Origin of the sequence: Bradyrhizobium sp. NBAIM08 (assembly GCF_020193935.1) — a bacterium.
In the GTDB taxonomy this organism is placed as follows: Bacteria; Pseudomonadota; Alphaproteobacteria; order Rhizobiales; family Xanthobacteraceae; genus Bradyrhizobium; species Bradyrhizobium yuanmingense.
On the sequence record NZ_JADYVR010000007.1, the window covers coordinates 373465 to 388915 of the forward strand.

Genomic DNA, 15451 nt, shown 5'->3' on the forward strand with positions numbered 1-15451 from the left:
TAGGAATTGAAACCGGAGTGCTCGAGCGATGGCTCCCACAGGCAAGAGGACGGGCGAAAGCACCCGCAGCTCGGGCGCCGCGCTGCCCAGTTCCGGCGGCTATCTCGACGGCCGGCTCCTGATCGCAATGCCCGTGATGGGCGATTCCCGCTTCGAGCGCTCGGTGATCTATCTTTGCGCCCATTCGGCGGAGGGGGCGATGGGCATCATCGTGAACCACCCCGCCGGCAGCATCGATTTCCCCGAGCTCTTGCAGCAGCTCGGCATCATCAAGAAGGGCGAGCACATCAAGCTGCCGGAGAATGCCGAAAGTATGAAGGTGCTGCGGGGCGGGCCGGTCGACACCGGGCGCGGCTTCGTGCTGCATTCCAGCGACTTCTACATCGAGAACGCCACGCTGCGGATCGATGACGGCGTCTGCCTGACCGCGACGGTCGACATTCTGCGCGCCATCGCCAACGGCTCCGGCCCCAAGCACGCCATCCTCGCGCTCGGCTATGCCGGCTGGGCGCCGGGCCAGCTCGAGACGGAGATCCAGAGCAACGGCTGGCTGCATTGCGACGCGGACGCGGATCTGATTTTCGGCGACGACGTCGAGGACAAGTACAATCGCGCTTTGCAGAAGATCGGCATCGACCCCGGTATGCTCTCGAACGAGGCCGGGCACGCGTAGCGTTATCGGCCGCTATTGCCACACTCTCCACTGCCCTCAGTTATTCTCCGCTGTCGTCCCGGATCGGCGCTTCGCGCCGGACAACGCTACGCGTTGCCCAGCGCTCCGCTTGTCCGGGACGACGACCGAATTTGTGGCTACTCCGACCCGGCCTACTCCGCCGCCTGCTGCTGCACCGTCGGCTCCGTCCCTGCCACCGTCGCGCGGCGCATGTCGCGGGGCTGGGACTGGTCGTAGCGGCGGACGCGGTGCATGGTCTGGCGGTTGTCCCACATCACGAGGTCATGCAGCTTCCATTTGTGCACGTAGACGAACTCGGGTTGCGTGGCGTGCTCGGTCAGATCGCGCAGCAATAGCCGCCCCTCGGGCATGCTCATGCCGACGACCTTGCCGGCATGCGATGACAGATACAGCGACTTGCGGCGATGCACGGGGTGCGTGCGCACCAGCCGTTGCAGCACCGGCTTGAACATCTCCTTCTCTTCGTCGGTGTATTCGGTGAAGCCGAGCGATCCCCGCGAATACATCAGCGAATGCTCGCAGACGAGATCCTCGATCTCCGCCTTGGTCTCGTCGTCGAGCGCGTCATAGGCCGCGCGCATGTCGGCGAACTCGGTGTTGCCGCCCTTCGGGTTCACCACGCGCGCCGATAGCAGCGAGAATTTTGCGGGGATCGGACGGAACGAGCTGTCCGAGTGCCACAGGCAATTGCCGAGGTTGAACAGATTGGCGCGGCTGTCCTTGGGCAGCGGCTTGCCGTCCTTACCGAGGTTGGAGACGTCGTTCAGGCCTGAGGTGAGGCGGTGTTCATCCGCCTTGGTGATGTTGCCGCCGCGCGCCTCCTCGCGCTGGCCAAAATTCAGCGCGAATGCCATCTGCTGCTCGTCGGTGATGTCCTGGTCGTGGAAGACGAGCACCGCGTACTTGTCCATCGCGGCCTCGATCTCGCGCGCCTGATCCGGCGTGAGCGGCTTGCGCAAGTCGAGGCCGGACACCTCGCCGACGAAATGTTTCTGAAGCTGCCGGATGGCGATGGTCATTGCGTTCCTCCCGCATCTACGAGCGGTTTCCCCGCTCTGTTTGTGGAAAAAATGACTCCCGCATCCGGCGATGTCAACGCGCCGCGCGCATGGCTCTCACGCGTTCCGCGCCATCAGCCCGCCATCGACCGGGATCACCGCGCCGGTGAGGAAGGACGCCGCCGGAAGGCACAGGCTCAGCGTCATATGCGCGACCTCTTCAGGGTCGCCGTAGCGGCCGAGTGCGGTGCGGCGTTTGGCGTAGATGGTCTTGTGCTCCTCCGGGATGCGGTCGGTGATTTTTGTGCGGATCGGTCCGGGGCAGATGCAGTTGACGGTGATGCCCTCGCGGCCGAGCTCCACCGCCAGCGAGCGGGTGAGGCTCACGACGCCGCCCTTCGCGGCCGAATACGGGCTGTGCAATGCGGTGGCGCCGAGCGCCTCGGTCGAGGCGATGTTGACGATGCGGGGACTCTTCGACTTGCGCAAGTGCGGCAGCGCGGCGCGGATGATGCGTGGGTGCGCCGTCAGCATCACGGCGATGCCCTTCGCCCAGGCGTCCTCGTAGCCCTCATCGTCGATCGCGACGCGCACGGAGATGCCGGCATTGTTGACGACGATGTCGAGGGCGCCGAAATGCGCGGCGACATCGCCGACCACACGTTTGATTTCGCCGCCGTCGGCGACGTCGAGCTTCCACGCCCTTGCCGCGCCTCCGCTTGCCGCAATCTCCCTGGCGACGTCCTGCGCGCCTTGCTCGTCGAAATCGGTGACGGCGACGTTCGCACCTTCGTTTCCGAACACGCGCGCTGTGGCGCGCCCCATGCCGCTGGCTGCGCCAGTGACGAGCACGGTGAGCCCCTTCACGGACCGGCTGAGCTCCCTGACGTCGGACATGCTGTTCCCTCGCGCCGAGCTGGTTCTTGTTGTGATTGACAAGGCTGGCATCGATCCGCAGACAGGTCAAACAAGCAGAAAACAAAAGGGGAGGCCGACAATGGCAAACGAGCTCGATTTCTCAGGCAAGCAGGTGCTGGTGGTCGGCGGTTCCAGCGGCATCGGCAACGGCATCGCGCAGACCTTTCGCGCAAAGGGCGCAGCTGTTGCCGTCTGCGGCACGCGTGCTCACGCAACGGAATATTCAGCCGACGAAGGCTCCGATCTCGAAGGTCTTGCTTACGCGCAGCTCGACGTCAGCAATCCCAATGCCATCGAAGCATTCAGGCCGCCGTTCGACCGTCTCGACATCCTGGTGCTCGCGCAGGGCGCGGTGATCTACCGCCGCGGCGAATTCGAGATGGCGGGCTTCCGCAAGGTCGTCGAGGTCAATCTGATGAGCCTGATGGCCTGCGCGACGCGCTTTCATTCCATGTTGCGGGACGCGAAGGGCGCGCTGATCATCGTGTCCTCGACCGCGGCCTATCATTCCACCATGGGCAATCCCGCCTACAACGCCTCGAAGACCGGTGCGGTCGGATTGACGCGGACGCTGGGCGAGGCCTGGGCCGAGGACGGCATCCGCGTCAACGGCATCGCGCCAGGGCTCGTCGACACCAAGATGACGAAGGTGACGACCGACAATCCGAAGCGGCTCGAAGGCGCGCTCGCACGCATCCCGCTGCGGCGATTGGGTACGCCGGCCGACATGGCGGGCGCAGCGCTGTTCCTGGCCTCGCCGCTGTCGTCCTACATCATCGGCCAGACGCTGGTCGTCGATGGCGGCCTGATTCTATAGGAGAGCCTAAGGAACCGCGCTGCGTCTGATCGGTTACTTCGGCTGACCACCGAGGAGGATCATCATGGACACGGATCGGATTGTTGGATCGGCGAAGGAATATGCCGGACGCGCGGAAGGCGCGATCGGAGACATGGCAGGCGATGCCAAGACGCAGGCGTCGGGCAAGGCGCGGGAAGCCGCGGGCACGGTGCAGAATCTCTACGGCCAGGCCAAGGATGCCGTGCGCGACGCCACGGACACCGCCGCGGGCTATGCCAAGGACGCCTACGAGAACAGTGGTGAGACTTTCCGCGACGGCTCGAAGGCCATTGCGCAGAAGGTGCAGGACAATCCGCTCGGCGCGCTGCTGGTTGCCGGCGGCATCGGCTTCGCGCTGGCGCTGCTGATGTCGCGTCCCGCCCGCCGCCCGCCGTCACGCTGGCGCTATTACGGCTAGTTGCCGAAACGCCTGTCACGCGTGCCCCGGCTCAGCGATGCAGCGTGAGACGCTGCATCGCTGAGCCGGGGCCATCTTTTCTGAATGCCGCACGAATTGGGTCCCGACTCTGCGCCGCATCACCAGAAGGTGCAGCGTTGCGTCCGGGACACGAGATCTTACCTTACCGGAACATCTCGGCGGAACGGCCGACGTTAGCCGGCGGACGCGGGATCCCAGGATTGGGATTCGGATTGCGCGGCCCGGGCGGCGGCGCCATTTGGCGCGGCGGCGGGGGCTGTGGCGAGCCGAAGCCGAAGAAATCACGGAATGTGGGCGTTGCCTGGGCCGGCAGTTGCGGGGCGACCTGCGGCTTCTTCGGCGCGAGCTTTGGCGGTGCGATCGCGGCGGCGGCGCCCGGTGCGCCCTGAGCCGCCCCGCCGTCCGGCGTCGTTGCCGCCACCGGCGTATCGCCCTTGGCCTGCTCGCGGCCGACTTCCCGGCGCGGCCAGGCATAATCGTCGGCGCGGCCGGCCGGGGCTGCCAGCGGTTCACCCTTTACCATGGTCTTGGCGGCGAGCGCATCGACGGCGGCGGGACGCGTGCCCGGTCCGCCCAGCAATTGATCGGTCGAGATCGAGGCTGCAACCAGCGGCACGATCGGTCCGGCCAACGGCCGCGGCGCGGGCTTGCCCGGCTCGGCGCTGGTGTCGGGCGTCGCGGGCTCGCTCGGCAGCGCGATCGGGCCGGAGCGTCCGGCAAGCAGACGCGTGATCTCGCGCTCGACATAATGCGCGAGCTTGCGCGCGCCGGCCTTGGTGAAATAGATGCCGTCGGAGCTGCGGAGCTGGCGGATCTGGCCTTCGAAGTCCGGGCCCTTCTGCAGGAAGCGGCCGGCTTCGTCGACGAAGCCGTCCCATACGTCGACATAGGTGATGCCGGCCTTGGCCGCGCCCTCACGGTACAGCGAATCCAGGAACAGCGTGTCCGCGGTGCCCTTCGGTCCGCGGACCGCGGGCAGGCCGACCCAGAGCACCGGCACGCCCTTGGTTTTGAGGACGGCCGCGAGCTCCTCGATCTTCTTGCCGTAGAGCTCGACCCAGCGCTCGTCACGGAATTCGTAGAGGCCGTTCGGATTGCGCGCGGTCTTTTCCGGCGCGGCTGCCGGCGTGTCGGCATTGTCGGCGTCGTCCTGCGGCAGGTCGGCGTCGGCAGGCTTATCGTCCGGCTTGGCGGCGCTGTCGCCGGGCTTGGCGTCGCTGGGCTTGCCTTGCGGCTTTGCGCGCGCACCCTTGTCGTTCTTCTTATCTTTGTCCTTCTCCGCGGCCGGCTTGTCGGGTTTGTCGGCGGCCGGCTCGCGGATCGCGACGCGGTCGTTGAGGCCGAGCATGACGACGATCACGTCGGGCTTTTCGGTCTCGAGAATGCCCTTGGCCGCCGCGGCCCAGTCCGCGGGCTCGCCCTTGGGCTGGTACCTGATCAGGCCGGACGTGGTCTTGTGCTTGCGGATCACGCCCATGTCGGGCTGCTCGGCGTAGGCGTCTTCGAGGCCATAGGCGAGCCAGTCGGCCATGGCATCGCCGATCACCAGCACGTTCTTCTCAGGAATCGTGTCGCGCTTGGCCGGTGCCGGCGCGCGTGAAAAATCCTGGCGCGGCGCCTGCGGCGGCGGCTGGAAGGGTGCGAAGAAGTCGCCGCCGAACCATCCGCCACCTCCGCCGCCCCGTGGTGGCGGTGGTGGGGCCGAACGCTGCGGCGGACCGCCGAAGCCAGGGAAGTTGAAGAACTGCGCCGAAGCGGGTGCCGCCACCGACACCAGGATCGCAAGCGCCGTCCCCAGCGCGATCAACGGGCCGGTCTCGGTCAGCGCCTTGAACAGGGACTTCTTCGACATGCGATCTCGGGCACGCGCAATGGGGGATCGGAGTTAGCTCAATATAATAACGGAATCAGGCGCCAAACGGGCAAATTCCATCGCAGATTCTTGTCCATAGACCGGGGAACACCAGTCCCGGTCAAGGCTATCAGCCAAAATCCCCCTTCAAGGTTACTTCGAGCGCGATTTTACCGCCCGCGCAGCCGGTCCAGCACGTCGGAGGAGGCAAAACCGTCGGCGGGGACCCCGATCGAGGCCTGGAAGTTGCGCAGGGCCTCCCTGGTCATGCCGCCGAATTGGCCGTCCGGGGTGCCCTTGTAGTAGCCGCGCTGAGCCAGCAGCTGCTGCAGCTCCAGCCGTTCGGTGCGGGACAGCTCGCGCTCCTGCCGCGGCCAGGGCTGCACGAAAGGCTGTCCCCCGCGCAGGCGGTCGGCGAAATGGCCGATCGCCAGCGCATAGGCTTCCGCCGGGTTGTACTTCATGATGACGCGGTAATTCTGCAGCATCAAAAAGCCCGGTCCCTGCGCGCCGGCGGGTGCCAGGAGGTAAGCCTTGTCCGCAGGATGCGGGAAGGCCTGGTTGTTCGGACGCTTGAGCCCGAGCTTCTCCCATTGCGCGATCGGCATCGCCTTGGCGCGGTCGGCCAACATGTAGTTGAAGCCTTGCGGTACCACGACCTCGTAGCCCCAGGTCTGGCCTGGCTGCCAGCCGTCCTTCTTCAGATTGTTGGCGGTCGACGCGATCAGGTCGGTCGGATTGTCGACGACGTCGCGCCGGCCGTCGCCGTCGCCGTCCACCGCGAAGCGCTTGAACGCGGTCGGCATGAACTGGGTCGGGCCGAAGGCGCCGGCCCAGGAGCCGCGCAGCTGCTCCGGACGCAAATCGCCGCGGTTGAGGATCTCCAGCGCGGAGAGGAATTCGTCCTTGAAATAGGCTTGGCGGCGGCCGATGCAGGCGAGCGTCGCGGTCGATTGCAGCACGCTGCGATCGCCGATCTGCGTCGAGTAATTGGACTCGATGCCCCAGATCGAGGCGATGATGTAGCGGTCGACACCGGTGGCCTTTTCGGTGGCGTCGAACTGCGTCTTGTATTTGGCGAGGACCTCGCGGCCCTTGGCGAGGCGGTTGTCGTTCACCAGGATGTCGAGATAGGCCCAGATCGACTTGGTGAATTCCGGCTGCGAATCCATGAGGTCCATGATGCGCAGGTCGGGTGAGAGCCCGGCGGTGAAGCGCTGAAAGTTCTCCTGCGTGACGCCGCGTCGTGCGGCATCGGGCCACATCGCAGCGACGCAATTGTTGAAATTGCCGGCAGCCTCGCGGATCGCGGCGGCCGTCATCAAGGGATGGCCGGAGGCGCCGTCCTCGCCGCTCCACGGCAATGGACCCGTCGGCGCGCCGCTCGGGCCAGGTGTGGGTTGCGCCGGTGCCGGGTTCGATCCCGAGAAGATGCCGCCGAACAGGTTGGACAGGCCGTTCTGCGCCTGGGCGTGTGCGCCGGCCGGCAGCAGCAAAGCGGCCGCAACGACCGCGCCGCCAGCCCGTGTCGCCAGTCCCGCCATTGATTGCATCATGTTCCACCCGTCGGCCTGAAAAACCCGCCACAGGAGGCCTGGTTAGCGTTGCCAATAGCTTAACAAAGGTGAAATTTTGGTGGCGGCCTTTTTCTTAACTCCGTCGGGGCGAGGCCCCACATCCGCCTTTGTTGGCGGCTGCAAACAGGCTAGCAAGGATGCCATTGCTCCCGTCCCATGTGCCCCAAGGTATTCGATCGATCCCATGAAGATTCGCAAAGCCGTATTCCCCGTCGCCGGCCTCGGCACCCGCGTCCTGCCTGCCACCAAGGCGATGCCGAAGGAAATGCTGACCATCGTCGACAAGCCGCTGATCCAATACGTCTATGACGAGGCGAAGGAAGCCGGCATCGAGCACTTTGTCTTCGTCACCGGCCGCAACAAGGCTGTCATCGAGGATCATTTCGACCGGATGTTCGAGCTCGACGCGACGCTGGCCGCGCGCGGCAAGAAAGCCGAGCAGGATATCCTGGCGCAGAACCAGCCCGAAGCCGGCGCGGTCAGCTTCACCCGCCAGCAGGCGCCGCTCGGCCTCGGCCACGCGGTCTGGTGCGCGCGCGACATCGTCGGCAACGAGCCGTTCGCCGTCGTGCTGCCGGACGAGCTCGTGCTCAACACGCCCGGCTGCCTGAAGCAGATGATCGAGATAGCGTCCTCGCTCGGCGAGAAATCCAACCTGATCGCGGTCGAAGCGGTGCCCGATCACCTGACCCATCAATACGGCATTTGCGGCGTCGGCAAGCGCAACGGCAAGATGTTCGAGGTCGACGGCATGGTCGAGAAGCCGGCCAAGGGCACCGCGCCCTCCAACCTTTCGATCACCGGCCGCTACATCCTGCAGCCCGAGATCTTCAAGATCCTGGAGACCCAGGAGCGCGGCGCCGGCGGCGAGATCCAGCTCACCGACGCCATGATCGGGCTTGCCAAGACGCAGAAATTCTACGGCGTCGAGTTCGAGGGCGAGCGCCATGATTGCGGCTCCAAGCCCGGCTTCCTGCGCGCCAACATCGCCTATGGCTTGAAGCGGCCGGAATTGCGCGACGGCCTGGTCGCGGAGATGAAGAAGTATCTGGGGCAGTAGCTCCCGCCGTCATCGCGAGCGAAGCGAAGCAATCCAGAATCCTTCCGCTGAGGAAGTCTGGATTGCTTCGTCGCAAGAGCTCCTCGCAATGACGAGAGCGAGAGACCGCCTCACGCCACCAGCGACAGCTGCGGCAGGCTCGCCACCACCGACTGGTTGCGCCCGCCGGCCTTGGCGGCGTAGAGCGCCTTGTCGGCGGCGGCAACCAGTAGCGGCCAGTCCATGCCGGCGGCGGGGACGAGGCTCGCGATGCCGCAGGACACCGTCGACATCGCCTGATCGTCGGACCAGCCCTGCACCTTGAGGCGGATCATCTCCGCCACCTTGTGGGCCTCAGTGGCCGAGGTGTTCGGCAGCAGCACGGCGAATTCCTCGCCGCCATAGCGCGCCGCGCAATCGCCGGCGCGGCTCACCGAATCGGAAATGCAGATGGCGATGCCGACCAGCACCTGATCGCCGGCCTGATGGCCGAACGTGTCGTTGTAGGCCTTGAAGTGATCGGTATCGATCATGAGCAGCGCGATCGGCGCCTTCTGGCGCATGGCGCGCCGCCATTCGACGTCGATGACGGAATCGAATTTGCGGCGGTTTTTCAAGCCCGTGAGCGCGTCGGTCGTCGCCAACTCCTCGAGCTTGCGCTCGGCCTCGGCGCGCCGGCCGATCTCGCGCGCGAGCACGAGGGTCGATCCCAGCACGAACAGGATGAGCGCCAGCACCACGGTGCCGATGCGGAGCGCCTCCCTTTGCCAGAGTGCGAACACCGCGGCCAAAGGCTTGCCGGCGACCACGAACAGCGGACCATTGTTCTTGCTGCGGACATAGAGCCGCGGGGTCGCATCGACCGGGCCCTGTCCCGAATAGGCGGCGCCGACCCTGAGATTGTCGGCCTTCCAGTTCTGACGGTCGTTCAGGTTCGTGCCGATGATGTCGAGATCGAACGGTCGCCGCATGATGATGGTGCGGTCGCGCTTGAGCACGGTGATGGTGTCCTCAGGGTCGAGGTTGAGCCGATCGAACAGCTCGTGGAAATAGCTGAAGCGGATCGAGCCGGCGACCACGCCCATGAAGCCGCCGTCAGCGTCACTGATGCGCCGGCTCAACACGATCGAGTAGGCGCCGCGAAACAGCATGGGACGGCTGATGAACAGCTCCGTGCCGGGATTATCCCGGTGGACCTTGAAGTAGTCCTCCTCGCTGCGGTCCTCGGGCAGGGGATCGAGCGTGGACGCATCGATGGTCAGCCGGCCCTCGGCGTCGAACACCTGGATGGCGCCGAAATGTTTGGCGGTGGTTGCGTGGTCGAACAGGATCAGGTGACGGATCGTCTTTGAGACCGTCGCCAGCTCGGGCAGCAGCATGTTGCTGGCCACCGCCTTCAGCGACAAATCGTAGATCTCGACGTTGCGGCTGACGTCGGACTCGATCGTGGTCGCGAGGTTCTCCAGCGTCTGGCGGGCGAGTGCCTCCTCGCCGCGGCGCATGTCGAGCATGACGTTGACGCAAATGGCGGAAAAACCGATCACCGTCACCACGGACGAGATGATCAGCAGCTTCGCCGAAATCCGCCACGGCCGGCGGGCCGCAACGTCGCGCCATCCAGAGAACATTTTTCGCTCCTGTCCATAGTGGATGCGCCCGAAAGCTTGCGTAGTGTTTAAGCCGCGACGGCGCTGCCGCAATGAGTTAAGAATCGGTTTATGCGGCTGACGGTTTTGAGCAGCCTGACTTCGCCCCGGACGAGAGGACGAGTGTGAACGACTACGACGCGTTGCGCGATTATCTGCTGCGGCAGAAGCAGGAGGAGCTCGTGCTGAGCTTTGAGCAGATCGAGGAGATCATCGGCGCGGCGCTGCCGCGCGCGGCCCAGCGTGCCTCATGGTGGGACAGCCTTCGCAGCCCCGACATCCAGATGCCGCAACGCGAAGCCTGCCTCGCCGCCGGCTTCGTGGCGACACGCATGCCGGACGGCCAGAGCGTCCGGTTCAGGAAGCAGAAGGGTGAGCGGCGGCGCTAGTGCGTGACTTCCCTTCTCCCCTTGCGGGAGAAGGTGGCGCGAAGCGCCGGATGAGGGGTATGTCTCCGCGCATTCAGATGGATTTGGACGTGGGGAGAGATACCCCTCACCCCCGCTCGCTTGCGAGCGGACCCTCTCCCGCAAGGGGAGAGGGGAAGATCAACTCGCAGCTTCCAGCCGCACTTCCGTGAGCAGACGCATCGCCGCGTCCGCGTCCATCGGCTCGCCGAAGGCAAAACCTTGCGCGTATTCGCAGCCCATCTGGTAGAGCTCGACGGCGTCCGAATCGGTCTCGGCGCCTTCGGCGACGACGTCCATGCCGAGGTCATGCGCGAGCGCGATGATCGACTTCAGGATCACGGGGCGGGTGCCGCGGCTGGTGGTGCGTACGAACGACTGGTCGATCTTGATAGTGTCGAACGGGAAGCGCTGCAGATAGGCCAGCGAGGAGTGGCCTGTGCCGAAATCGTCGAGCGACAGCCCGGTGCCGAGCTCGCGGATCCGGGTCAACATCTGGGCTGCGTGCTCCGGATTCTCCATCACCAGCGATTCCGTCAGCTCGAGCTTGAGCGTGCCGCGCGCCACCGAGGAGCGCGACAGCACGGTACGGACATCGTGGATCAAATCGTGGCGCAGCAGCTGCCGCGAGGAGACGTTGACGGAAGCGAAGATCGGCTCGCGCGAGCGCATCGCCCGCTGCCACACCGAAAGCTGCTTGGCGGTCTGGTCGAGCACGAACATGCCGAGGTCGACGATCAACCCGGTCTCCTCGGCGATGGTGATGAACTCGGAGGGCGCCATGCGTCCGAGCTTCGGGTGGTCCCAGCGCGCCAGGGCCTCGAAACCGGCGATGGAGCGATCCTCCAGCCGCACGATCGGCTGGTACAGGATCGTGATCTCTTGGCGCTCGATGGCGCGGCGCAACTCGCTCTCCAGCGTCAGGCGGTCGGTCTTGCGCGCCCGCATCGCCGGCTTGTAGACGTCGATGCGGTCGCCGCCGATCCGCTTGGAGTGATACATCGCCAGCTCGGCGTCCTTGATGATCTCGTCCGTGAGCTGGGTTTGCGGATCGGACAGCGCGAGGCCGATCGACGCGGTGAGGAAGATCTCGCGGTCGTTGAAGGCGATCGGCGCGCGGATGGTCTTGCGGATGGTCTCGGCGAAAGCGGTGATGCGGGCCGGGTCCTGCTCCGACAGCAGGATCAGGCCGAATTGGTCGCCGGCCATCCGCGCCAGCGTGTCCTGCGGCTTCAGGATGCGGGTGAGGCGGCGCGCCAGCGTGAGCAGGATGGAATCGCCGACCGCGATGCCGACGGAATCGTTGACCTGCTTGAAGCGGTCGAGGTCGATCACCATCAGCGTCGGCCGCAGCGTCGGCATGGTCTTGGCGAAATGCGCGACCGCGCCCAGCCGGTCCATGAACAGTTTCCGGTTGGGCAGGCCGGTGAGATTGTCATGCACGGAATCGTGCAGCAGGCGCTCCTCGGCGTTGCGCAGCTCGGTGACGTCAGTGAGCGTGCCGACCACGCGCGAGACCTCGCCGTCCGAGCCGACCACCGGGCGCGCCTTGAGCGCGAACCACATGAAGTGGCCGTCCGGCGTGCGCAGACGGAAATCCTGCACCAGGCGGCCGCGGCGCTGGTCGAGCACGCTGTCGAGCGCGGCGCGGAAACGGTCCTGGTCGAGCGGATGCAGTACTTCTAACCAGGAGGCGGCCGGGCCTTCCAGCGTCCCGCGCTTCAGCCCGAGCAGGGCTTCGGTCTCGGGACTGGTGAACACCTTGTCGGCGGAGACGTCCCAGTCCCAAATCAGGTCGCCGGAGCCGGCCAGTGCCAAAGCGCGCCGCTCGATGTCGGAGACGACGCCGGTGCTGGCGCCGCCGCCGGCAAAGGCGTGCTGCATCACCGTGAAGCCGATCAGCATCACGATCAGCACGAGGCCGCCGAGCAAAGCAGGGCCGACGATGTCGTTGGTGACCGAGCCCGCCACCGTCATGCCGGCCGCGACCACCCAGACCACGAGGAGGAACCAGGTCGGGATCAAGAGCACGGCGCGGTCGAAGCCGTGGGTGGAGAGATAGACGATCAGCGCGAAGCCGGCGAAGGCGATCAGCACCAGCGAGATGCGGGCGATGCCGGAGGCCACCGCCGGGTCGAACAGCGCGAGCGCCACCAGCGAGCCGAGGAACGCGAGCCAGCCGACGGTGATGTGCGAATAGCGCACGTGCCAGCGGCTGAGATTGAGATAGGCGAACAGGAACACCAGGAGTGTCGCCGCCAGGATCGCTTCGCCCGCCGCGCGCCAGATGCGCTCGGCGTTGTTCGACATGTCGAGCACCTTGCCCCAGAAGCCGAAATCGACGCCGATATAGACCAGCACCGCCCAGGCCAGCGCCGCCGCGGCCGGGAACATGATGCTGCCCTTCACCACGAACAGGATGGTCAGCACCAAGGCAAGCAAGCCGGAGATGCCGATCACGATGCCCTGGTACAGCGTGAAGGAGTTGACCTTGTCCTTGTAGGCTTCCGGCTCCCACAGATAGAGCTGCGGCAGCTTGTCGGTGCGCAGTTCCGCGACGAAGGTGACGACGGCGCCGGGGTCGAGCGTGATGCGGAACACGTCCGCGGTGGCGCTTTCCTGCCGTTCCGGCCGGTCGCCGATCGAGGGCGTGATGGTCGCGATGCGCGACAGGCCGAGGTCGGGCCACAGCAATCCCGAGGAGACGATCCGGTAATGCGGAGCGACGATCAGGCGGTCGAGCTGGTCGTCGGTGTTGTTGGCGAGCGCGAACACCACCCAGTTCTGTCCGCCCTCGCGGGCGCGCACCTCGATGCGGCGGACGATGCCGTCGGTGCCGGGTGCGGTGGAGACCTGGATACGATCGGCATCGCTGCGCTGATGCTCGAGCACGCCGGTGAGGTCGATCGCGGGCGCGTCGCTGCGGACGCTGACGGCGTCGAGCGCGCGCGCAGGATACGCGGCGACAAGAATCATGAGGCCCAGCGCGATGGGCGCGAGGCACCTGATCAGACGCAAGGTCAGTTCTCCGCGTTCGACGCAAACTCGTCAGTGCAAGGCAAATCTAAAAGGCGATTTCAGACCGGACCGATGCGGTTCGGTGCGTCGCGATAGATGCCACGAAAGCGAGGAAAATCAAAGGGTTTCCGGCTTGCCCTGTGGGCCAGCGGCCTAGGCCTCCAACACAATTTTGCCAATATGTGCGCTCGTTTCCATGCGCCGGTGGGCGTCTGCCGCCTTTTCCAGCGGGAAAGTGCTGTCCATCACCGGCTTGACGCGGCCTTCGCGCAAAAGCGGCATCACTTTCTGCTCGATCGCGGCCACCATCGCCGCCTTGTCCGCATTACTACGGGGGCGCAAGGTCGAGCCGGTATGGGTCAGGCGCTTGACCATCACCTTGGCGATGTTGACGCTGACCTTGGGGCCGTTGAGGGTCGCGATCTGGACGATGCGGCCGTCGACCGCGGCGGCATCATAGTTGCGGTCGACATAGTCGCCGGCGACCATGTCGAGGATCAGGTTGATGCCAACGTTGTTGGTCTCCGCCTTCACCACGGCGACGAAGTCTTCGGTCTTGTAGTTGATGGCGCGGTCGGCCCCCAGTTTGAGGCAGGCGTCGATCTTGTCCTGCGATCCCACGGTGACGAACACTTTCGCACCGAAGGCTTTGGCAAGCTGAATGGCCATGGTGCCGATGCCGGACGAGCCGCCATGGATCAGCAGCGTCTCGCCGGCCTTGAGGCCGCCGCGTTCGAACACATTGTGCCAGACCGTCATCAGTGTTTCCGGCAGCGCGCCGGCTTCCTTCATCGACAGCGCCGGCGGCACTTTCATCGCCTGGGCGTCCTGGGCGATGCAGTACTGCGCATAGCCGCCGCCGGCGACCAGCGACATCACCTTGTCGCCGACCTTGTGCCGCTTGGCGTTGCTGCCGACCGCGACGACTTCGCCTGATATCTCGAGGCCGGGCAGGTCGCTGGCGCCGGGCGGCGGCGGATAGGCGCCGGAGCGCTGCGCCACGTCGGGCCGGTTGACGCCGGCAGCTTCGACCTTGACCAGGATCTCGTCGGGGCCGGGCTGCGGAACACTGCGTTGCTCCGGCACCAGCACCTCCGGCCCGCCGGGCTTGGAGATGGCGACCACGGTCATTTGCGCGGGCAGCTTGTCCATGATGTGTCCTTGAGCAAAAGTGCGGGAGGAAACGAGGCCCTTGCTTAGCCAGCGCGGTGCAGGCTGGCAACCGCCTTAGGCCGTGTGGTCCGGTCCGCGGACGAGAGGAGCAACGACGATGCCGCTAGAAGAGGACGATCGCCCGCGCAAAAAGATCAGCCATGAAATTGGGCAGGACCTCTCACTTTTGTCAGTGGAGGAACTGACCGAGCGCGTGGCGCTGCTCAAGACCGAGATCGCAAGACTGGAAGAAGCCACCGCCAAGAAACGCGCCTCGCGCGATGCGGCGAACAGTATTTTCAAGTGGTAGTGGTCGCCGCACAACGACTGTCGTCCCGGACGCGTGGGCCGAACTTTCCCCGCCTCGTCATTCCGGGGCGGCGCGTCAGCGCCGAGCCCGGAATCCATAATCCAGGCTCTTGCAAAAGGGCGCGCCAAGAGAGCCGGGCCGTTCCATCCGCTCGTGGTTATGGATTCTCAGATGCGCAATTGCGCATCGTAGCTCGCGACTTCGTCGCGCCGCGGAATGACGACGGAGAGTCTGTTCCCGCAGCACACTCGGCCACTGGCTCACATGACTAATGAACTCTGAAAAAATTAGCTCGTTTACTTCAGATTAAGCTTTCGGGTTTATGACTGGAACTGTCCTCGTTTGGACACCGAGTGGCTCCTGTCCACTCTGTTTGACGCCTCCCTGTTATCAACTTTCAAAGCCGCCGGTCTCCGGCGGCTCTTTTTTGCGTTCACTGCCCGGTTTGCACCTCTCATCCCGGTTGCATTCGAAAGGATTGACCCGCGGAAACCATATCCGCGCTTGTCACTGGACTCCGCGTCCCGCCCGCGCAATGATTTGTTCATCATAAGCCGGCGGCA

At 65.3% G+C, this 15451-nt stretch carries 13 protein-coding genes; 6 read left to right on the forward strand and 7 right to left on the reverse strand.

What is annotated here, in order from left to right; translation table 11 throughout:
- The first annotated feature begins 28 nt into the window (after positions 1-28).
- Complete coding sequence (locus I6F37_RS25240) at positions 29-673, forward strand: YqgE/AlgH family protein (RefSeq protein WP_035998239.1); 645 nt, start codon at positions 29-31, stop codon at positions 671-673.
- Positions 674-825: 152 nt separating this feature from the next.
- Here the strand turns inward: I6F37_RS25240 and I6F37_RS25245 are convergent, their stop codons facing one another.
- Positions 826-1713, reverse strand: coding sequence for a TauD/TfdA family dioxygenase (locus I6F37_RS25245; RefSeq protein ID WP_035998242.1), 888 nt, complete (start codon positions 1711-1713; stop codon positions 826-828).
- A 96-nt stretch (positions 1714-1809) separates the two neighbouring features.
- Positions 1810-2589, reverse strand: coding sequence for an SDR family NAD(P)-dependent oxidoreductase (locus I6F37_RS25250; protein ID WP_074447693.1), 780 nt, complete (start codon positions 2587-2589; stop codon positions 1810-1812).
- Positions 2590-2689: 100 nt separating this feature from the next.
- Here I6F37_RS25250 and I6F37_RS25255 point away from each other — a divergent pair, with 100 nt between their 5' ends.
- Together I6F37_RS25255 and I6F37_RS25260 are read left to right on the forward strand one after the other, a co-directional pair.
- Entirely contained in the window at positions 2690-3427 is a 738-nt protein-coding gene (locus I6F37_RS25255) for an SDR family NAD(P)-dependent oxidoreductase (protein WP_225126391.1), read from the forward strand.
- 64 nt (positions 3428-3491) lie between these two features.
- Positions 3492-3866 carry a CsbD family protein gene (locus tag I6F37_RS25260; protein WP_035998251.1) on the forward strand — a complete coding sequence of 125 codons (375 nt, stop codon included), beginning with the start codon at positions 3492-3494 and terminating at the stop codon, positions 3864-3866.
- Between the two features lie 163 nt (positions 3867-4029).
- On the opposite strand, the gene I6F37_RS25265 is transcribed toward I6F37_RS25260, so the two are convergent.
- Together I6F37_RS25265 and I6F37_RS25270 are read right to left on the reverse strand one after the other, a co-directional pair.
- Positions 4030-5739: a DUF459 domain-containing protein gene (locus tag I6F37_RS25265; protein WP_035998254.1), complete on the reverse strand. Its 1710-nt coding sequence runs from the start codon at positions 5737-5739 to the stop codon at positions 4030-4032.
- 170 nt (positions 5740-5909) lie between these two features.
- Positions 5910-7292, reverse strand: coding sequence for a lytic murein transglycosylase (locus tag I6F37_RS25270; protein ID WP_225146509.1), 1383 nt, complete (start codon positions 7290-7292; stop codon positions 5910-5912).
- A gap of 208 nt (positions 7293-7500) precedes the next feature.
- Here I6F37_RS25270 and I6F37_RS25275 point away from each other — a divergent pair, with 208 nt between their 5' ends.
- A complete protein-coding gene (locus I6F37_RS25275; protein WP_225126387.1) occupies positions 7501-8376 on the forward strand; it encodes a UTP--glucose-1-phosphate uridylyltransferase in 876 nt (291 codons plus the stop codon).
- Positions 8377-8486: 110 nt separating this feature from the next.
- Here I6F37_RS25275 and I6F37_RS25280 read toward each other — a convergent pair whose 3' ends face one another.
- Positions 8487-9983, reverse strand: coding sequence for a diguanylate cyclase (locus tag I6F37_RS25280; RefSeq protein ID WP_225126385.1), 1497 nt, complete (start codon positions 9981-9983; stop codon positions 8487-8489).
- Positions 9984-10126: 143 nt separating this feature from the next.
- On the opposite strand from I6F37_RS25280, the gene I6F37_RS25285 reads away from it, so the two are divergent.
- Positions 10127-10390 carry a hypothetical protein gene (locus tag I6F37_RS25285; RefSeq protein ID WP_035998268.1) on the forward strand — a complete coding sequence of 88 codons (264 nt, stop codon included), beginning with the start codon at positions 10127-10129 and terminating at the stop codon, positions 10388-10390.
- A gap of 159 nt (positions 10391-10549) precedes the next feature.
- Here I6F37_RS25285 and I6F37_RS25290 read toward each other — a convergent pair whose 3' ends face one another.
- The gene (locus I6F37_RS25290) at positions 10550-13426 is read right to left on the reverse strand and encodes an EAL domain-containing protein (protein ID WP_035998272.1); all 2877 of its coding nucleotides are present in this window, start codon (positions 13424-13426) and stop codon (positions 10550-10552) included.
- Positions 13427-13579: 153 nt separating this feature from the next.
- Positions 13580-14578, reverse strand: coding sequence for an NAD(P)H-quinone oxidoreductase (locus tag I6F37_RS25295; protein WP_035998275.1), 999 nt, complete (start codon positions 14576-14578; stop codon positions 13580-13582).
- Between the two features lie 118 nt (positions 14579-14696).
- On the opposite strand from I6F37_RS25295, the gene I6F37_RS25300 reads away from it, so the two are divergent.
- Complete coding sequence (locus I6F37_RS25300; protein WP_225153005.1) at positions 14697-14888, forward strand: DUF1192 domain-containing protein; 192 nt, start codon at positions 14697-14699, stop codon at positions 14886-14888.
- The last annotated feature ends 563 nt before the right edge of the window (positions 14889-15451 follow it).